The sequence below is a fragment of the Tessaracoccus oleiagri genome, from assembly GCF_900103275.1.
Lineage (GTDB): Bacteria > Actinomycetota > Actinomycetes > Propionibacteriales > Propionibacteriaceae > Arachnia > Arachnia oleiagri.
In genome coordinates, this window is the sequence record NZ_FNGP01000004.1 from 302224 (window position 1) to 320709 (window position 18486).

23 protein-coding genes are annotated in these 18486 nt (G+C 69.2%); 18 read left to right on the forward strand and 5 right to left on the reverse strand.

Translation table 11 applies throughout. The features are described from left to right. The first annotated feature begins 41 nt into the window (after positions 1-41). The 17 genes from rho (at position 42) to BLR46_RS12085 (ending at position 14169) form a co-directional block, all read left to right on the forward strand. Complete coding sequence (gene rho, locus BLR46_RS12010; protein ID WP_281230839.1) at positions 42-1808, forward strand: transcription termination factor Rho; 1767 nt, start codon at positions 42-44, stop codon at positions 1806-1808. A 104-nt stretch (positions 1809-1912) separates the two neighbouring features. Continuing rightward, positions 1913-2119 carry a 50S ribosomal protein L31 gene (rpmE, locus tag BLR46_RS12015; RefSeq protein ID WP_093252533.1) on the forward strand — a complete coding sequence of 69 codons (207 nt, stop codon included), beginning with the start codon at positions 1913-1915 and terminating at the stop codon, positions 2117-2119. Between the two features lie 227 nt (positions 2120-2346). Then, positions 2347-3414 (forward strand): peptide chain release factor 1, encoded by a 1068-nt coding sequence (prfA, locus tag BLR46_RS12020; protein ID WP_093252536.1) that lies wholly within the window; start codon positions 2347-2349, stop codon positions 3412-3414. After that, positions 3411-4289, forward strand: a complete 879-nt coding sequence (gene prmC, locus BLR46_RS12025; protein WP_093252540.1) for a peptide chain release factor N(5)-glutamine methyltransferase — start codon at positions 3411-3413, stop codon at positions 4287-4289. Before prfA ends, prmC begins: the two co-directional genes overlap by 4 nt. Beyond that, positions 4286-5035 carry an L-threonylcarbamoyladenylate synthase gene (locus tag BLR46_RS12030; protein WP_245701680.1) on the forward strand — a complete coding sequence of 250 codons (750 nt, stop codon included), beginning with the start codon at positions 4286-4288 and terminating at the stop codon, positions 5033-5035. The genes prmC and BLR46_RS12030 overlap by 4 nt, the downstream gene beginning before the upstream one ends. Beyond that, complete coding sequence (locus tag BLR46_RS12035; protein ID WP_093252546.1) at positions 5028-6146, forward strand: MraY family glycosyltransferase; 1119 nt, start codon at positions 5028-5030, stop codon at positions 6144-6146. The genes BLR46_RS12030 and BLR46_RS12035 overlap by 8 nt, the downstream gene beginning before the upstream one ends. Next, a complete protein-coding gene (locus BLR46_RS12040; RefSeq protein WP_093252548.1) occupies positions 6130-6561 on the forward strand; it encodes a hypothetical protein in 432 nt (143 codons plus the stop codon). Before BLR46_RS12035 ends, BLR46_RS12040 begins: the two co-directional genes overlap by 17 nt. 56 nt (positions 6562-6617) lie before the next feature. Further along, positions 6618-6842 (forward strand): AtpZ/AtpI family protein, encoded by a 225-nt coding sequence (locus tag BLR46_RS14905; RefSeq protein WP_143008291.1) that lies wholly within the window; start codon positions 6618-6620, stop codon positions 6840-6842. Next, positions 6842-7636, forward strand: coding sequence for a F0F1 ATP synthase subunit A (gene atpB, locus BLR46_RS12045; RefSeq protein ID WP_093252551.1), 795 nt, complete (start codon positions 6842-6844; stop codon positions 7634-7636). The genes BLR46_RS14905 and atpB overlap by 1 nt, the downstream gene beginning before the upstream one ends. Positions 7637-7688: 52 nt before the next feature. After that, entirely contained in the window at positions 7689-7907 is a 219-nt protein-coding gene (gene atpE, locus BLR46_RS12050) for an ATP synthase F0 subunit C (protein ID WP_093252553.1), read from the forward strand. 22 nt (positions 7908-7929) lie between these two features. Continuing rightward, complete coding sequence (locus BLR46_RS12055) at positions 7930-8460, forward strand: F0F1 ATP synthase subunit B (RefSeq protein WP_425441400.1); 531 nt, start codon at positions 7930-7932, stop codon at positions 8458-8460. After that, positions 8457-9200 carry a F0F1 ATP synthase subunit delta gene (locus BLR46_RS12060; RefSeq protein WP_093252557.1) on the forward strand — a complete coding sequence of 248 codons (744 nt, stop codon included), beginning with the start codon at positions 8457-8459 and terminating at the stop codon, positions 9198-9200. Before BLR46_RS12055 ends, BLR46_RS12060 begins: the two co-directional genes overlap by 4 nt. 17 nt (positions 9201-9217) lie before the next feature. Continuing rightward, positions 9218-10855 (forward strand): F0F1 ATP synthase subunit alpha, encoded by a 1638-nt coding sequence (gene atpA, locus BLR46_RS12065; RefSeq protein WP_093252560.1) that lies wholly within the window; start codon positions 9218-9220, stop codon positions 10853-10855. 2 nt (positions 10856-10857) lie between these two features. Then, a complete protein-coding gene (locus BLR46_RS12070; RefSeq protein WP_093252719.1) occupies positions 10858-11775 on the forward strand; it encodes a F0F1 ATP synthase subunit gamma in 918 nt (305 codons plus the stop codon). A 17-nt stretch (positions 11776-11792) separates the two neighbouring features. Then, complete coding sequence (gene atpD / locus BLR46_RS12075) at positions 11793-13229, forward strand: F0F1 ATP synthase subunit beta (protein WP_093252562.1); 1437 nt, start codon at positions 11793-11795, stop codon at positions 13227-13229. A gap of 2 nt (positions 13230-13231) precedes the next feature. Further along, positions 13232-13639 carry a F0F1 ATP synthase subunit epsilon gene (locus BLR46_RS12080; RefSeq protein WP_093252564.1) on the forward strand — a complete coding sequence of 136 codons (408 nt, stop codon included), beginning with the start codon at positions 13232-13234 and terminating at the stop codon, positions 13637-13639. Positions 13640-13713: 74 nt separating this feature from the next. Continuing rightward, entirely contained in the window at positions 13714-14169 is a 456-nt protein-coding gene (locus BLR46_RS12085; RefSeq protein WP_093252567.1) for a DUF2550 domain-containing protein, read from the forward strand. Positions 14170-14172: 3 nt separating this feature from the next. Here BLR46_RS12085 and BLR46_RS12090 read toward each other — a convergent pair whose 3' ends face one another. Next, entirely contained in the window at positions 14173-14790 is a 618-nt protein-coding gene (locus BLR46_RS12090) for a cob(I)yrinic acid a,c-diamide adenosyltransferase (RefSeq protein WP_093252570.1), read from the reverse strand. 39 nt (positions 14791-14829) lie between these two features. On the opposite strand from BLR46_RS12090, the gene BLR46_RS12095 reads away from it, so the two are divergent. Beyond that, a complete protein-coding gene (locus tag BLR46_RS12095) occupies positions 14830-15486 on the forward strand; it encodes a peptidylprolyl isomerase (protein WP_093252572.1) in 657 nt (218 codons plus the stop codon). On the opposite strand, the gene BLR46_RS12100 is transcribed toward BLR46_RS12095, so the two are convergent. From BLR46_RS12100 to BLR46_RS12115, 4 genes are read right to left on the reverse strand one after another with little or no spacing between them, the layout of a single operon-like run. Further along, positions 15483-16265: an alpha/beta fold hydrolase gene (locus tag BLR46_RS12100; protein ID WP_176761739.1), complete on the reverse strand. Its 783-nt coding sequence runs from the start codon at positions 16263-16265 to the stop codon at positions 15483-15485. The two genes, BLR46_RS12095 and BLR46_RS12100, sit on opposite strands and share 4 nt — an antisense overlap. Next, a complete protein-coding gene (locus BLR46_RS15460) occupies positions 16262-16534 on the reverse strand; it encodes a hypothetical protein (protein ID WP_176761765.1) in 273 nt (90 codons plus the stop codon). The genes BLR46_RS12100 and BLR46_RS15460 overlap by 4 nt, the downstream gene beginning before the upstream one ends. Then, complete coding sequence (nucS, locus tag BLR46_RS12110; protein WP_425441401.1) at positions 16534-17265, reverse strand: endonuclease NucS; 732 nt, start codon at positions 17263-17265, stop codon at positions 16534-16536. Before nucS ends, BLR46_RS15460 begins: the two co-directional genes overlap by 1 nt. Continuing rightward, positions 17255-18442 carry a DivIVA domain-containing protein gene (locus BLR46_RS12115; protein WP_093252577.1) on the reverse strand — a complete coding sequence of 396 codons (1188 nt, stop codon included), beginning with the start codon at positions 18440-18442 and terminating at the stop codon, positions 17255-17257. The genes nucS and BLR46_RS12115 overlap by 11 nt, the downstream gene beginning before the upstream one ends. Between the last annotated feature and the right edge of the window lie 44 nt (positions 18443-18486).

Here is an 18486-nt window from a genome sequence, read left to right on the forward strand (position 1 = left end):
CACCCGGCCACGCCCCTTTGAGGCGTGCGGAAGGACACTTCGTGACCGAATCCCTGGCCAGCCTCAAGCTTGCTGACCTCAAATCCATGGCCTCCGGCATGAACATCAAGGGCATCTCCGGAATGCGCAAGGCCGAACTCATCGCGGCGATCGAGGGCGGCCGCAACGGTGCCGCCAACGGGCGCACGCAGGAGCGGCCCGCGCGGGGCGACGCCCAGCCGGCCGCCGACGAGCAGACCAAGCGCGAGGCGCCCGAGCGGACCCGGCCCGTGGCCGAGCCCCAGCAGGCGCGCTCCGACGAGAAGCCGGCCGCCGCAGAACGCTCGCCCGAGTCCGGCGAGACCCGTCGCGACGGGAACAGTGGCGGCCAGCGGGAGTCCCGCGGCGCCCGCCGCCGCCGCAACCGCGGGGAGCGGGAGCAGTCGGTGCCGCAAGAGACGATCGACGAGGTGGGCGAGCTCCTCGCCGCGGCCATGGGCGAGGCGCCCGTGGCCAAGCAGCAGCCGGTCGCCCAGCCGCAGAACGACCCCACCCCGCACTTCGATGACGACGACGACCAGCAGGGCGGGTCGCGCCGCAACCGGCGTCGCCGCAACCGCGACCGCCAGACCCGCCGTCGTGGCGGCGCGGGCGGCATGGAGCGCATGGAGAGCGAGCCGCAGGTCGCCGAGGGCGACGTGCTCGCCAACATCAGCGGCATCGTCGACATCCTCGACAACTACGCGTTCGTGCGGACCAGCGGCTACCTGCCGGGGTCGAACGACGCGTACCTCTCCATGGGGTCGGTGCGCAAGTACGGACTGCGCCGTGGCGACGTGATCACCGGCGCCATCCGTTCGCCCCGGGAGGGCGAGCGTCGCGAGAAGTACAACCCGCTGGTCCGCATCGACTCCATCAACGGCGACGACCCGGAGAAGGCCAAGAACCGGCCGGAGTTCGCGAAGCTCACGCCGCTGTACCCGCAGGAGCGGCTCCGCATGGAGACCGCCCAGAACGCCTACACCGGCCGCATCATCGACCTGGTCGCCCCCATCGGCAAGGGCCAGCGAGGACTGATCGTCTCCCCGCCCAAGGCGGGCAAGACGATGGTCATGCAGGCCGTCGCCAACGCGATCGCGGCGAACAACCCCGAGGTGCACCTCATGGTGGTCCTCGTCGACGAGCGCCCGGAGGAGGTCACGGACTTCCAGCGCACCGTCTCGGGTGAGGTCATCGCCTCCACGTTCGACCGCCCTGCGGAGGACCACACGATGATCTCCGAGCTCGCCATCGAGCGCGCGAAGCGGCTGGTGGAGCTGGGCCATGACGTGGTCGTGTTGCTCGACGGCATCACGAGGCTCGGCCGCGCCTACAACCTCGCGGCGCCCGCGTCCGGCCGCATCCTCTCCGGTGGCGTCGACTCGGCCGCGCTGTACCCGCCCAAGAAGTTCTTCGGCGCCGCGCGCAACATCGAGAACGGCGGCTCGCTGACGATCCTTGCCACCGCGCTCATCGAGACGGGCTCAAAGATGGACGAGGTCATCTTCGAGGAGTTCAAGGGCACGGGCAACATGGAGTTGCGCCTCCGCCGCGAGCTGGCCGACAAGCGCATCTTCCCCGCGATCGACGTGGACGCCTCCGGCACCCGCCGCGAGGACCTGCTCCTGGGCCGCGACGAGCTCACGATCATCTGGAAGCTCCGCCGCGCGCTCTCCGGCCTGGACGACTCCGGTGCACTCGAGACGCTCCTGTCGCGGATGCGCAAGACGCAGAACAACCACGAGTTCCTGTTGTCGGTGCTCAAGACCACGCCCGCATCCGAGGGCTGACCGTCCAACTTGGTTATCGTGTGCCGCCGAGGCATAATCGATAGCCGTGCCGGTTCACGCGGGACCCTCCGCGACCCGGGGAAAACACGCTAAGGAGAATTCAGATGAAGCAGGGTATCCACCCCGAGTACCAGGACGTGACCGTCACCTGCACGTGCGGCAACACGTTCACCACCAAGAGCACCAACAAGAGCGGCTCGCTCAGCGCCGACGTCTGCGCCGAGTGCCACCCGTTCTACACGGGCAAGCAGAAGATCCTCGACACCGGCGGCCGTGTGGCCCGCTTCGAGCGCCGCTACGCCAAGAAGTGACCACGCGCGACGCGAAGCGTCGCCGGGGTCAGGTCGAGCGCCGAAGCGAAGCGAGGCAGGTCGAGACCTTCTGCGGCCTTCGCAGGGAGGTGACCCCGCGCGACGCGGAGCGTCGCCGGGGTCAGGTCTGAACCATCCGGCGACGCGCAGCGTCGACAGGAAAGGACGCTGGAATCCCACCAGCGTCCTTTTTCCATTCCAGCCCGCCGATCAGGAGAGAAGCACACGTGTTCGAGAACGCGGCACCGCTCGTGGAGGAGTTCCACCAGCTCGAGCAGCAACTTGCGGACCCCGAGGTCCTGAGCGATCTCTCGAAGTCGCGCAAGGTCGGTCGCCGGTACGCGGCGCTCAGGCCCATCGTCGAGGGCATCCACGACTACGAGCGGCTCCTGGCGGACCGTGACGCCGCGCGGGAACTGGCTGACGAGGACGAGGCGTTCGCGGCGGAGGTCGAGCAGCTCGACGCGCAGCTGGAGACGGCGACGGCGAAGCTCACGCGGCTCCTGGCCCCCCGGGACCCCAACGACGACGCGGACGCGATCCTCGAGATCAAGTCCGGTGAGGGGGGCGAGGAGTCCGCGCTCTTCGCCGGCGACCTGTTCAAGATGTACAGCCGATACGCCGAGCAGGCTGGCTGGAAGGTGGAGGTGCTCGACTCCCAGGAGACCGACCTCGGTGGCTACAAGACGATCACGCTGGCCATCAAGGGCGGCAGCGGTGCGGAGTTCACGCCCTACGGCCGCCTCAAGTTCGAGGGCGGGGTCCACCGGGTCCAGCGCGTCCCCGTCACCGAGACGCAAGGCCGGATCCACACCTCCGCCGCCGGTGTGCTCGTGTCGCCGGACATCGAGGCCGACGAGGTGGAGATCAACCCTGACGACCTCCGCATCGACGTGTTCCGCAGCTCCGGCCCCGGTGGCCAGGGCGTGAACACGACCGACTCCGCCGTCCGCATCACCCACCTCCCGAGCGGGGTCGTGGTCAGCTGCCAGAACGAGCGCTCCCAGATCCAGAACAGGGAGTCGGCCATGCGCATGCTGCGGGCGAGGCTGATCGCGATCGCGGAGGAGCAGGCGGCTGCAGAGGCGTCCCAGAACCGCAAGTCGCAGGTGCGCACGGTCGACCGCTCCGAGCGCATCCGCACCTACAACTTCCCCGAGAACCGGATCACCGACCACCGGATCGGGTTCAAGGCGCACAACCTCGACCAGGTGCTCGACGGCGCGCTGGCGCCGGTGCTGGACGCGCTGGCGGAACAGGACCTGGCGGAGCGCCTCGCCGGTGTGGGCAAGTGACGCGTCCGTCCGACGCGCTGCACGCCTACGCCGAACGCCTCGCCGCTGCGGGCCTCCCGAGCCCCGGCGCCGATGCCCGCATCCTGCTGGCCCATGCGGCCGGCACCACCGTGGGCGGCCTGCTGGCGATGTGGGAGGTCGACGACGACGTGCTGGCTCGCGCAGGGGCGATGGTCGCCCGTCGTGAGGCCGGGGAACCCGTGCAGCACATCACGGGTGAGGCACACTTCCGGCACGAGACGCTGCGCGTCGGGCCCGGGGTCTTCATCCCGCGACCCGAGACCGAGCTCGTCGCCGGATGGGCCATCGACTGGCTCGCCGGACGCCCCCGCGCAGCGAGGCGGGTCGTCGAGCTCTGCGCCGGCTCCGGTGCCATCATCCGGTCGATCGTCCGCGAGGTCGCCGGCGTCGACGCCTTCGCCAACGAGCGATCCACCCGCGCCGAGGCCTATCTGCGTGAGAACCTCGATGGGATGCCCGTCACCGTCGGGATCGGCGGGATGCGGGACGCGTTCGGCGAGCTCGACGGCAGCGTCGACCTCGTGGTCGTGAACCCGCCCTACGTCCCGACCCGACTGCGCGGCGTGCTGCCGCCCGACGTGGTGGGCCACGACCCCGACGAGGCCCTGTTCGCCGGGGAGGACGGCCTCTCCAGCATCCGTGAGGTGGCGGTGGTCGCGCAGCGGCTGCTCCGCCCCGGGGGCGCGCTCGTCGTCGAGCACGACGACACCCACCAGCCGGCCGTGCTCGCGCTGTTGACGGAGGCGGGCTTCACCGACGTCCGGGGCCACGTGGACCTCACCGGCCGGGACAGGTACGCCACCGCGCTGCGCGGGCAGTCGGACGGCGGCGACGTGGCAAGATGGACGCCGTGACGACTGAGTTCCAGCTGACCGAGGAAGGCTTCGAGGCCGCCGTAGCGGCCGTCGCGGAGGGAGCGGCCATCGTGCTCCCCACCGATACCGTCTACGGGATCGGGGCGGACCCGTTCTCTGAGCCCGCGGTCCAGGGGCTGCTCGCGGCGAAGCAGCGGGGGAGCGACATGCCGCCCCCCGTGCTGATCGCCGAGCGCTCCATGCTGCGCGCCCTCGTCGCGCACGTCCCGGCCGGCGCCAAGGAGCTGGCCGCCGCGTTCTGGCCGGGGCCGCTCACGCTGATCCTGAAGGAACAGAAGAGCCTCGGCTTCCACCTGGGCGAGACCGGCGGCACCGTGGCGATCCGCGTCCCCGACCACGACGGTGCACGTGAGCTCCTGCGCCGCACCGGCCCGCTGGCCGTGAGCTCGGCCAACCTCAGCGGGCAGCCCGCCGCCACGAACTGCACCGACGCGCGGGCGCAGCTGGGCGACTCGGTGGCCGTCTACCTCGACGGAGGCGACACCCCCGGCATGGTGCCGTCGACCATCGTCGACTTCTCGGGCGACGAGGGCGGCGTGGTCCTCCGCGAGGGCGTCCTCAGCCTCGAACGGCTCAGGGAGGTCGTGGACACCGTCAGGCGGCCCGACCCGACTCCCGAGGCGCCGGTCGACGCCTCCGACGAGGCGGTGGGTGACGCGGACGCATCGGTCGAGGGCGAGGAAGCCGCGGGCGCTCCCGCGGCGGAGCCCGCCCCGGATGCGTGAGTACCTGCTGACGCTGCTCGTGGCGGCGTCGGTGACCTTCCTCACCGCCGGCCTGTTCCGGCACGTCGCCGTCCGCACCGGCACCTACGCGCGAGTGCGCAGCCGCGACGTGCACACGGTGCCCATCCCGTACCTGGGCGGGGTCGCCATGTTCCTCGGCCTCGCGGTTGCGCTGCTCTTCGCCGTCGGGATGCCCTTCCTCGGGCGGCACCCCATCGTCGCCCACGACGCGTTCGCCGTGATGCAGGCGGGGCTCGTCATCTGCCTCGTCGGGGTCCTGGACGACAAGTACGACCTTCCCGCGCTGGTGAAGCTCGGCGGCCAGGTGCTCGCCGCGGGGGTGGCCGTCCTGCAGGGCGTCCGGATCTACTGGATCCCGCTGCCCGACCGCATCATCGCGCTGGACGACGCGACGAGCATCCTCATCACGGTCTTCTTCATCGCCCTGTGCACCAACGCGGTGAACTTCGTCGACGGACTCGACGGGCTGGCCGCGGGCGTGGTGGCCATCGGCTCGGGCTCCTTCTTCGCCTACGCCTACTTCCTGGCGTACGAGCAGGAGCTCGTCCGCGCCACCACCGCTTCGCTGCTCACCGTGGCCACCCTCGGCGTGTGCCTCGGCTTCCTGCTGCACAACTGGCACCCGGCCAAGATGTTCATGGGGGATTCCGGGGCCATGCTGCTCGGCCTCCTCATGGCCATGAGCACCATCTCCTTCACCGGCCAGCTCGACCCTGCGGCGCTCACCGGCGGCAGCACGGAGGTGCTCCCGGCGCTGCTGCCCATCCTGCTCCCGTTCGCCGCGCTGCTGCTGCCGTTCCTCGACCTCACGCTCGCCTACATCCGCCGGACGATGCGTGGCCAGTACTGGTTCGTCCCGGACAAGGCCCACATCCACCATCGACTGGTGGACAGGGGCCACAGCATCCGCGGCGCGGTCCTGCTCATGTACTCGTGGACCGCGGTGGTGAGCGGGGGACTGGTGGCCATCGGGCTCACCGAGTCGCCGACCGTCGCCTGGGTCGTGCTGGCCGTGCTGCTCGTCGTGCTCGTGTGGACGGTGCGTCCGATACGGACCCAGGAGGTGGCCGCCGGTGGCGAGGAGGGGTGAGGTCACGGCCGCGACCGTGCGGGCGCGGCAGATGATGCTGGGGGCGCTGGTGCTCTCCCACCTGGCCGGCTTCGCCGTCATGGGGCTGGCATTCGCGTTCGACGGCGCCGACGCGCTCCTCACGGCAGCGCTCGGCTTCGCGGCGGTGGTGATCTTCTACGCCGTCGGGCAGGCGCTGGAGGTGGTGGCCACCGAACTGGAGCCCACGCAGGGGCTGGGGCTCGTGCTGACGAGCTACGCCGTCCGCGTCATCGGTATCGCGGCGGGGCTGTGGGGGATCCTCTCGCTCGAGCAGGTGGCGCCGCGGATCTCCGACGGCTGGCTCGTCGCCTCGGTCACGGCCACCGTGCTCGCCTGGGTCACCGGCGTCGTCGTAGTGGCCAGCCGCCAGCGGGTGCCGGTCTACGACCCCTGAGCGGGCCCGGGCGCGAATCCGCCTTCAGTGGATTTCCTGCTAGGCTCACTCCCGACATGGGCACCACACCTCCACCGAAGCAGGAAGACGACCGGTCTCCCAGCGGACGGGAGGACGGCATGGCTGTTCTGAGTTACATCCTCGCGGGAATCATCTTCTACGGGGGCCTGGGCTGGGTTGGTGACCACTTCCTGAATACCTCGTGGCTGTTGCCGGTTGGCCTCATCGTGGGCCTGATCAGTAGCATCTACCTGATCTATAAGCGATACGGGAGCGTGTAGTGACGATTGGACTCGTTCCGCTCGAAGGCGGCGGATACACCCCACCGGGCACCCACGATTTCGAATGGGGTTCCGTCTGGCCGGGTGTCCTCCCGGACTGGGTGAACAAGCCACTCCTGCAGGCGGTCATCGGCGCCCTGCTCGTGATCCTCTTCTGGTACCTGGGGTCCCGCAAGCTGAAGGTCCAGCCCGGGCGGGCGCAGTTCTTCTTCGAGTACGTCTACGAGTTCGTGCGCAACGGCATCGCGCGCGACATCCTCCACTCCGAGTACCGCCGGTTCCTGCCGTACCTGCTGGCGCTGTTCTCCTTCCTGCTGGTGAACAACTGGTTCGGCGAGTTCTTCTTCTTCATGTACCCGACGTTCTCGAACGTGGGATACGCCTACGGCCTGGCGCTGGTGTCATGGTGCGTGTACGTCGGCGCCGGCTTCCACAAGTGGGGTCCCGGCTTCCTGAAGAAGGCGCTCATCCCGGAGGGCGTGCCCGGCTACCTGCTCCCACTTGTGGTCCCGCTGGAGTTCCTGGCCACGTTCATCACCCGCCCCATCACGCTCGCGCTGCGTCTCTTCGCGAACCTGTTCGCCGGTCACCTCGTCGTGCTGGTGTTCGTGGTCGGCGGTGGGTTCCTCCTCACCTACGCCGACAACCTCTTCTACAACGTGGCCGGCGGCGTGAGCTTCCTGTTCTCGATCATCATCCTGATGCTGGAGCTCTTCATCGGAGCGCTCCAGGCCTACATCTTCACGGTCCTGACCGCCCAGTACGTGTCGACCTCGATCGCAGAGGCGCACTAAAGCAAACCGACTCCTTGGGAAAACCCCCAAGTAGCCATCCGAAAGGAAAGAAATGACCCTCCTCGAAATCACCGGCAGCCTGAACATGATCGGCTACGCGATTGCGACCATCGCGCCGGCGCTCGGTGTTGCCTGGATCTTCGCATCGGTCATCAACGGCACCGCCCGCCAGCCCGAGGCCCGCGGCGCGATGATGAGCACCGCGTTCATCGGCTTCGCCGTCGTCGAGGCACTGGCCATCATCGCGATCGCGCTCGCCTTCGTTCTCTGAGGCCCACGCAATGAATCCCACCATTTGGGTACCCCAGGCGACCTTGGGTCCCCTGGCGCCCCATTACTGGTCTGAGGTCATCGCCGGCATCGTCCTTCTTCTCATCATCTGGCTGATCGTCGCGAAGGCCATCGTGCCCGCGTTCGAGAAGATGTACGAGGAGCGATCCTCCAAGATCGAGGGTGGCATCCAGCGCGCGGCAGTGGCCGAGGCGAAGGCCGAGGCGGCACTGGCCCAGTACCAGGACCAGCTCGCGTCGGCCCGCGAAGAGGCCGCACGCATCCGCGAGGACGCCAAGAACCAGAGTGCGCAGATCCTGGCCGAGGCCCGCGACCGCGCCACGAAGGAGTCGGACCGCATCCTCGAGGCCGGACGCCAGCAGCTCGCTGCCGAGCGTTCCCAGCTCGTGCACGAACTGCGCGGCGAGGTCGGCGGCATGGCCACCGAACTCGCGAGCAGGATCGTCGGCGAGGCGCTCACCGACGACGAGCGAGCCATGCGGACCGTGGATCGTTTCCTCGCCGAGCTCGAGCAGGCGGGCGCGGCCCGATGACCATGCTCGACGCAGCGAACGAACTCTTCGCGGTGAGCGACGTGCTCGCCGGGCAGCCGATGCTGCGTCGCTCGTTGTCCGACCCCTCGGCACGTCCCGAGCAGCGGCTGGAGCTGGCGCGTCGCCTCTTCGGCTCCCGCATCGGGCCGGAGGCGATGTCCGTCCTGGAGCGGGTCGTCGGCTCACCTTCGTCCAGCCCCGTCGAACTGCGGCGCGGACTGGAGCGCGAAGGCGTGGTCGCGGCACTGCAGAGCGCCCGTGACGAGGGCTCCCTGGAGCGCGTCACGACCGAACTGCACGGCATCGGCAGCGCGGCGGCCGGCTCGGCAGAGCTGACCACGACGCTCCGGAGCGCAGCCTACGAGCTCGACGCCAAGCGCGGACTCGTCGACCGGCTGCTGGGCGAGCGTGCCCACCCGGTCACGCGGCTCCTCGCGTCACGCGCGGTGCAGGGTCACCGTCGCACGTTCTCCGCGACGGTCGAGGACTACCTCGAGACCGCGGCCGAGCTCGCCGACGTCGTGGTGGCGAAGGTCACCGTCGCACGCCCCCTCGACCAAGGTCGCCTGGACCGCCTGCGCAACGCGCTGTCGGCGCAGGTCGGTCGCCCCGTCACCCTCCAGGTCGACATCGACCCCTCCGTCATCGGCGGGATCGACGTCGCCATCGGGCACGACGTCTACGAATCCACCGTCGCTGGCCGGCTCGACGACGTCCGCCGCCAGCTCATCAACTCTTAACGCGAAAGTAGGACCCAATGGCTGAACTGACCATCAGTCCAGACGAGATCCGCAGTGCGCTGAACGACTTCGTCTCGGCGTACAAGCCGGAAGGCGCCAGCAAGACTGAGGTTGGCCGGGTTGTCACGTCGGGCGACGGCATTGCGCGAGTGGAAGGCCTGCCCTCGGCGATGGCCAACGAACTCCTGCGCTTCGAGAACGGGACCCTCGGCATCGCCCAGAACCTCGACGAGCGCGAGATCGGCGTCGTCGTGCTGGGCGACTCGGAGGGCATCGACGAGGGGTCCGTCGTGCACGGCACCGGCGACGTGCTCTCCGTGCCCGTCGGCGAGGGCTACCTCGGTCGCGTCATCGACGCCATGGGCAACCCGATCGACGGCCTCGGCGAGATCGCCGGCATCGACGGACGACGCGCCCTCGAGCTGCAGGCTGCCGGCGTGATGGACCGCCAGGAGGTGCGCGAGCCGCTGCAGACCGGGCTCAAGGCCATCGACGCGATGACCCCGATCGGTCGCGGCCAGCGCCAGCTGATCATCGGCGACCGCAAGACCGGCAAGACCGCGATCGCGATCGACACGATCATCAACCAGAAGGCCAACTGGGAGTCGGGGGACCCGAAGCTGCAGGTCCGCTGCATCTACGTCGCCGTCGGCCAGAAGGGTTCCACGATCGCCGAGGTCCGGAGCACGCTCGAGCGGGCCGGCGCGATGGAGTACACCACCATCGTCCACGCCCCGGCATCCGACCCCGCCGGCTTCAAGTACATCGCCCCGTACGCCGGCTCGGCCATCGGCCAGCACTGGATGTACCAGGGCAAGCACGTCCTCATCGTGTTCGACGACCTGACCAAGCAGGCCGAGGCGTACCGCGCCATGTCGCTGCTGCTGCGTCGTCCCCCGGGCCGTGAGGCCTACCCCGGTGACGTCTTCTACTTGCACTCCAGGCTGCTGGAGCGCTGCGCGAAGCTCTCCGACGAGCTCGGCGGCGGCTCGATGACGGGTCTGCCCATCATCGAGACCAAGGCGAACGACGTCTCGGCCTACATCCCGACCAACGTCATCTCGATCACCGACGGGCAGATCTTCCTCCAGTCGGACCTCTTCAACGCCAACCAGCGTCCCGCCATCGACGTGGGCATCTCGGTGTCCCGAGTCGGCGGCGCGGCGCAGATCAAGGCCATGAAGCAGGTCTCGGGCTCGCTGAAGATCGGTCTCGCCCAGTACCGCGACATGCAGGCCTTCGCCATGTTCGCCTCCGACCTCGACGCCACCTCGCGTCGTCAGCTGGAGCGCGGCGCGCGCCTCACCGAACTCCTGAGGCAGGGCCAGTACGCGCCCTACCCGGTGGAGGATCAGGTCGTCAGCGTCTGGGCCGGCAACGAGGGCCACTTCGACGACGTGCCCGTCTCCGACGTGCTGCGCTTCGAGCAGGAGTTCCTCGAGCACCTGCGCCACAACACCACGGTGCTGCAGGACATCGCCGAGACCAAGCAGTTCTCCGACGAGGACAAGGACGCGACGCTGAAGGCGCTCGACGACTTCAAGCCTCTCTTCCGCACCGGTGACGGCGGCGTGCTGCTCGGCAACGAAGAGGTCGAGGCCATCGACGAGTCTGAGATCGATCAGGAGAAGATCGTCCGCCAGAAGCGGGGTTGATCGTGGGCAGCAGTCTCAGGGAGCTAAGGCAGCGACGCAGGTCCGTCACGGCGACCAAGAAGATCACCCGCGCGATGGAGCTCATCGCGTCGTCGCGGATCGTGAAGGCGCAGGCGGCCGCCAGGGCCGCCATGCCCTACACGCTGGAGCTGACCAAGGCCGTCTCCATGCTGGCCTCGGCCTACGACCTCGACCACCCCTTGCTGGTCGAGGCCGAGAAGCCGAGGCGCTCGGCGCTGCTCGTGATCACGAGCGACCGCGGCCTCGCGGGCGCCTACTCGGCGAACGTGCTGAAGCTCGGCGAGCAGGTGCGCACGTACCTGGAGGAGGAAGAGGGCCAGGAGGTGGACCTCTTCATCACCGGGCAGAAGGGCCTCGCCTACCACGAGTTCCGTGGCCGTGAGGTGGCCGCCAGCTGGACCGGGTTCTCGGAGTCCCCGAGCGCCCGCGACGCGAAGACGGTGGCCGACGAGCTGGTGAAGCGGTTCCTGACCCCGACGGAGGAGGGCGGCGTGGACGAGATCCACATCGTCTCCACGCGGTTCGAGTCCATGCTGAAGCAGACGCCGCGCGCCACGAGGCTCCTGCCGCTGGTCGTCGTCGACGATGACGGCAAGCAGGAGGCCCCGGCGTCGGCGAACGGCGACGAGCCGCTGTTCTACGAGTTCGAGCCGGACGCCCGGACCGTGCTCGACGCGCTGCTCCCGCTGTTCGTCAGCAACCGCATCCACACTGCGCTCCTGCAGGCCGGTGCCTCGGAGCTGGCCAGCCGGCAGCAGGCGATGAAGTCCGCGACGGACAACGCCCAGCAGCTGATCGAGCAGCTGACGCGCCAGGCCAACCAGGCGCGCCAGGCGGAGATCACGCAGGAAATCACAGAAATCGTGGGTGGCGCTTCTGCGCTGTCCGAATCAGCCTGAAATCAATGAGGTAGGAAATGACTGCAACTACTGCACAGTCCGCGGCCGTTGGGCGCGTCGCTCGTGTCATCGGACCGGTGGTGGACGTCGAGTTCGCGGCTGATCAGCTCCCCGAGATCGGCAATGCGCTGCACGTCGACACCGACGTGATGGGCACCAAGCAGACGATCACGCTCGAGGTGGCGCTGCACGTCGGCGACAACATCGTCCGGGCGATCTCCCTGAAGCCGACCGACGGCATGCGCCGCGGCGCGGAGGTCCGTGACTCCGGTGGCCCGATCTCGGTGCCCGTCGGTGACATCACCAAGGGCCACGTGTGGAACGTGACCGGCGACGTGCTGAACGTCGACCCGTCGACGATCGAGATCACGGAGCGCTGGCCCATCCACCGTGACCCGCCGAAGTTCGACCAGCTCGAGTCGCAGACCGAGATGCTGGAGACCGGCATCAAGGTCCTCGACCTGCTGACCCCCTACGTCAAGGGCGGCAAGATCGGCCTCTTCGGCGGCGCCGGCGTCGGCAAGACGGTCCTCATCCAGGAGATGATCTACCGCATCGCCCACAACTTCGGCGGCACCTCGGTGTTCGCCGGCGTGGGGGAGCGGACCCGTGAGGGCAACGACCTCATCTTCGAGATGGAGGAGGCGGGCGTCCTCAAGGACACCGCGCTCGTCTTCGGCCAGATGGACGAGCCGCCGGGCACCCGCCTGCGCGTCGCGCTCTCGGCCCTGACCATGGCCGAGTACTTCCGCGACGTCCAGAACCAGGACGTGCTGCTCTTCATCGACAACATCTTCCGGTTCACCCAGGCCGGTTCCGAGGTCTCCACGCTGCTCGGCCGCATGCCGTCCGCGGTGGGTTACCAGCCCAACCTGGCCGACGAGATGGGGCAGCTGCAGGAGCGCATCACCTCCACCCGCGGCCACTCCATCACCTCGATGCAGGCCATCTACGTGCCGGCCGACGACTACACGGACCCCGCTCCGGCCACGACGTTCGCGCACCTGGACGCCACGACCGAGCTCTCCCGCGAGATCGCCTCCCGCGGCCTGTACCCGGCCGTGGACCCGCTGTCGTCGACGTCGCGCATCCTCGACCCGCAGTACGTCGGGCAGGAGCACTACGACACCGCCGTGCAGGTGAAGCAGATCCTCCAGCGCAACAAGGAGCTGCAGGACATCATCGCCATCCTCGGCATCGACGAGCTGTCGGAGGAGGACAAGATCACGGTCAACCGTGCGCGTCGCATCCAGCAGTTCCTGTCGCAGAACACCTACATGGCCGAGAAGTTCACCAACATCCCCGGCTCCACCGTGCCGCTGGCCGACACCATCGAGTCGTTCCAGATGATCTGCCGCGGTGACGTGGACCACATCCCGGAGCAGGCGTTCTTCAACGTCGGCGGCATGGACATGGTCATGGAGAACTACTCGAAGATGCAGAAGGACCGCTGATCGTGGATCGCGATCCGCTGAAGGTGCAGGTCGTCTCGGCCGAGAAGGTCGTCTGGTCCGGCGAGGCGGTGCAGCTCATCGCGCGCACCGTCGAGGGCGACATCGGCATCCTCCCGGGGCACGAGCCGCTTCTGGCGCTGCTCGTGCCCAGCCGGGTGGAGATCGTCACGGCCGACGGCCGCCAGGAGGCGCTGTTCGTCGACGGCGGCTTCATCTCGGTGGCCGAGGGGCGGGTGTCGGTCCTGGCCCAGGAGGCAAGGATGGGCCAGGAGATCTCGGCCCGGGACGCCCAGGCCGAGCTGGACGGGTTGACGCTGAAGCACCAGAATGGTGAGGCGACGGAGGAGGAGCAGCATCGGATGCATCTCCTCAAGGCCCAGCTCGCGGCCGCCGAGAAGGCAGCGCGGTAGGGTTACGGTTTCTGGGATCAGGGCGGCTTCCACTTCGGTGGAGGCTGCCCTGAACCGATTGGAGGAGTCGGACGATGTGGTGGGAGCTGCTGTGGCTGGGCCTGGCGCTGGTCCTGTTCGTGCTGCTCCCGTTCATGGTCCTCTACGCCCGCCGCCGCTGGCTCCACGGCCTGGGTGGGGTGTTCGACTGCGCGCTGCAGTTGGGGAAGGACACCGGCGTCGGGTGGTCCCTGGGGTTGGCGCGCTACCGCGGCGACCAGCTCCAGTGGTTCCGCTCCTTCTCGTTGTCGCTCCGCCCGAAGTTCGTGTTCCGCCGGGGACGCACGCACTACGTGAGCCGGCGGGCGCCGCGGGCCATCGAGGCGGTCTCGCTCTACGCCGACTCCTGCATCGTGCTCGTCAGCGACGCGGCCACGGGGCGGGAGTACAACCTCGCCATGTCCAACGACTCCGCGGTGGCGCTCATGAGCTGGCTCGAGTCCGCGCCCCCGGGTGCGTACCTGCCCAGGGGCACGGAGAGCCCGAGCTGAGCCTCAGCCCCGGCCGCGGGGCGGCTCGCGGTCGGTGCCGGGCACCCAAAGCGTCTCGCCGTCGGTGCCGTTGGCGGTCCTGCTCATGATGAACAGCAGGTCCGAGAGCCGGTTCAGGTAGGTGACTGCCAGCAGGTTCACCCCGCCGGCCGACTCCTCCTCGCTGGGCTCGGTCCCGTACTGCTCGACGACGCGCCAAGCGGTGCGTTCCGCGCGCCGCACCACGGTCCTCGCGACGTGCAGCTGGGCGCCGCCCGGGGTTCCGCCGGGGAGGATGAAGGACCGCAGGACGGGCAGGGGGGCCTGCAGCTCGTCGCAGAACGCCTCCAGCCGGTCGATGGACTGCTGGACGATCCGTAGCGGCGGCCACTTCGGCGAGGGGTGCAGGGGGGTGGAGAGGTCCGCGCCGACGTCGAAGAGCTCGTTGCGGACGACGCCGAGCATCTCGACGACCCGTTGGGGCAGGCCCAGCGCCACCGCGAGGCCTATCGCGGAGTTGGCCTCGTCGACGTGGCCGTACGCCTCGACCCGTAGGTCGGTCTTGCGCGTCTCGGAGTTGTCGGAGAGCCGGGTGGAGCCGGAGTCGCCCGTGCGGGTGTAGATCTTGGAAAGCGTGACCATGCCCCCAAATGTAGCGACCGCTATGCTGCCTTGGTGCGCATGAACCAGCCGGCCGTCCTCGTCGCGGCCCTCCTGACCCTGACCCTCTCGGCCTGTTCCGACGCGAACGACTCATCAGGCATCGGGGCCGAGCCGGCCAGCCGGGCTGCCTCCTGTGAGTACCCCGAGGACGGCCAGCCGGTGAAGCCGGTGGACCCGCCGCCGTCCACCGACGTGGCGAACAAGGGCACGACGACGGCGACGCTCCAGCTCACCGCGGGAGACATCGAGATCACGCTCGACCGCGAGAAGGCCCCGTGCGCGGTCAACTCGTTCCTGTCCCTGGCCCAGCAGGGCTACTTCGACGGGACGGATTGCCACCGGCTGACGGACTACGGCATCTTCATCCTGCAGTGCGGCGACCCGAGCGCCACGGGTCGCGGCGGACCCGGTTACGTCTTCGCCGACGAGGTCAGCGACGACCTGGAGTACACGAGCGGCACCGTCGCCATGGCAAACCGCGGACCCGACACCAACGGCTCCCAGTTCTTCCTCGTGTGGGACGACTCGCAACTCGACCCCGCCTACACGGTGTTCGGCCAGATGGACGAGGCGGGGCTCGACGTGGTGCGCGGCATCGCGGCCCAGGGCGTGGACGCCGGGGACGGCACGTCGCCGATCGCGGAGGCCCGCATCGAGGGCGTGACGGTCGGCTAGAACTCGGTTCGGCCCAGGAAGGCCCGGAGCACCTCCACGAAGGACTCCGGGTCCTCCGAGTGGACCCAGTGGCCCGCCCGCTTGAGCGTGATGGCCCTCAGCGAGGGGAAGTGCTCGCGCATGGGGGCGTCGTGCTCGGGCTTGACGTAGTCCGACTTGCCGCCGATCACCCACACGACGGGGCCGTCGTAGCTGCCCTCGATGGGCTGCCAACCGCTGATGGCGTGCAGCTCGTCGCCGAGCATGTCGAGGTTGGCCTTCCAGGTCCAGCGGTCGCCGGCGCGCTGGAGGTTCTGCAGCAGGAAGCGGCGGATCGTGTCGTTGGGGATGCGCTCGGCGAGGGCTTGGTCGGCGTAGCCGCGGCTGGCGACGGTGTCCAGGTCGAGGCTGCGGAGCCCCGAGACCAGGGAGGTGAAGAAGAGCGCGGACTCGTTGCGCGCGGGGGAGATGTCGACGACCATGAGGCCGGCGACCAGGTCCGGGTGATGGATGGCCAGCCGCATCGCCATCTTGCCGCCCATCGAGTGGCCCACCAGCACCACCTGGCGGTCCTCGAAGGTGTCCCGGAGCCAGTCGGCGACGATCTCCGCCTGCTCGTCGTAGTCGAACCCGGTGGTCCAACTGGACTCGCCGTGGTTGGGGAGGTCGACGAGGTGTGACGTCGCGAGGTCGCCGATCGCCTTCGCGACCGTGGTCCAGTTCTTGCCCTGGCCGAACAGCCCGTGCATGAACACGACCTCGATGGGGCCGTCACCGACGGCCACCGAGTTGATACTCAAATTCGCTCCCAACAGTACGTGTGCCAGTGGCGCCTCGACTCGACGCCCGATTCGTGCCCGAGCGGCGGCGTCTCCGGCCAGACGACGACGTGCGCGGTGCCGCGGCGCACCGGCTGGTTGCATCCGGGGCAACGATAGTCCTTCTGCGACTGCCCGGCACGGATGTTCCGCACGAGGTAGTCCGTGCCGCGCACGTGCTTCCGGCGGACGTCCTGGCCCATCAGGAGCGGCCGGGGCGCCCGGAGGTGCTTGGAGTGGCGCTTGGCCATCAGAAGAGCCGGTCCTCGGCATTGTCCATCCCACGCAGCGCGTCGTAGTCGACGAGCATCGTCTCGATGCCGCGGTCGTGGGCGAGCGTCCTCGCCTGGGGCTTGATCTGCTGGGCCGCGAAGATGCCCCGGACCGGCCCGAGGAGCGGGTCGCGGTTCATGAGCTCCAGGTAGCGGGTGAGCTGCTCGACCCCGTCGATCTCGCCGCGCCGCTTCACCTCGACCGCGACGTAGCGCTGGGTGTGGTCGCGCAGCAAAAGGTCCACGGGGCCGATGGGGGTCATGTACTCGCGCTGCACGAGCTGCCAGCCCTCGCCGAACGTGTGGGGGTGCTCCGCGAGCAGCACCTGCAGGTGCGCCTCGACGCCGTCCTTGACCAGCCCGGGGTCGACCCCCAGTTCGTGGTCGGTGTCGAGGAAGACGTCACCGAGCTTGATGTGGAGGGTGTCCCCGTCGCGCGACGTGACGACCCACTCCTCGGTGAACCCGAGGTCGGCCGACTCCGGTGCGGGCTCGCGCACGACCATGGAGCACGGGGGGCTCATCCAGTTGAGGGGCTTGTAGGCACGGTCGTCGGCATGGACCGACACGGACCCGTCGGCCTTGACCAGGAGGAGGCGCTTGGCCATCGGCAGATGTGCTGTGAGCCGTCCTGCGTAGTCCACCTGGCACTGGGCGATCACCAATCTCACCCGGCCAAAGGTATCAGCGCCCGTTCGGTCAGCGGGAATCGCCGGAGCCCGGACCGGCCTCTCTGGGCGGCGTGACGATCATCGTGGTCTCGTCGTGGGCGACCCGGTCGGTGGGCTCGTCCGACTCCGGCTCATGAAGCTGGGGCGCGAGCTCGTCGGCCTCCTCGTCGAAGAGGTCCGCCTCCGGAGCGAACTCCTTGTGCGACTGCTCGGCGAGGGCGCGGAGGTTCGCCAGCTGTGCGAGGACCGTCCGCTTCCGTGCCTCGAGCGTGCTCACGGAGCGCTGCAACTGCTCCTTGCGCCACTCCACGCGCTCCTCGAGCTGCTTCAGGACCTCCGCCGCCTTGTTGCGGGCGTGGGTCATGATCATCTCCGCCTCGCGGTGGGCGCCGACGCGCAGCTCCTCGGCCTCGGCCAGGGCGCCCTGGCGGATCGATGCCGCCTCGTCCCTCGCCTCCGCGAGCGCAGCCGCGGCACGCTCGGCCTCCTCCTCGTGCGCCCGCAGCTGGCGCGCGACCGCCTCGGCGGCCTCGTGCGCGGCGCGGCTGGTCTCGGCGAGCGATCGCTCGGCCTCGCGCTGCGTCTCCTCGCGGATGGAGGATGCGTCGCGCTCCGCCGCGGCCAGGAGTCGCGTGGCCTCCGCGCGTCCGGCCTCCACGATCCCCGCGGCCTCCGTCTTGGCGCCGGCGAGGAGTGCGTCCCGCTGGGTCCTGCCCTGCTCGACGGTGCGCTCCGCGTCCGCGCGGGCCTTGGCGAGGGCGTTCTGCCCGGCGGCCGCCTGCTCGCTGCGCAGCTGGCGCAGCGAGGCAAGGCCGGTGAGCCGGATGTCGTCCGCCTCCTGCTGCGCCGACTCCCTCAGGGAACTGGCGGAGCGGCGCGCCTCGGTGACGATTCGTTCGGCCTCGCGCTCGGCGCGTTCGACGATGTCGCGCGCCTGCGCCTCGGCCGCCTTCAGCAGCCGTGTGGCGTGCATCCCGAGGCGCTCGAAGTCCGTCTCGCCGACCTCGGCGCGGATGAACGCCATCTCCCGACGAAGTGCCCGCTCCCGCTGCTTCAGGTCGCTCACCTGGTGCTCGACCTCGCGCACGTAGGTGTCCACGGCGTGGCGGTCGTAACCGAGCATCGAGGTCGGGAAGCTGCCGGCGGCGGTCGCCTTGTCGTCGAAGAGGTTGAGGCCGGTCTCTTCGGACTCGAGGTCGCGGGACGGATCCACCATCGCGAGGCTCCTTCGGTTGGTTCGTAACTGTGAGCCTAGCGGGC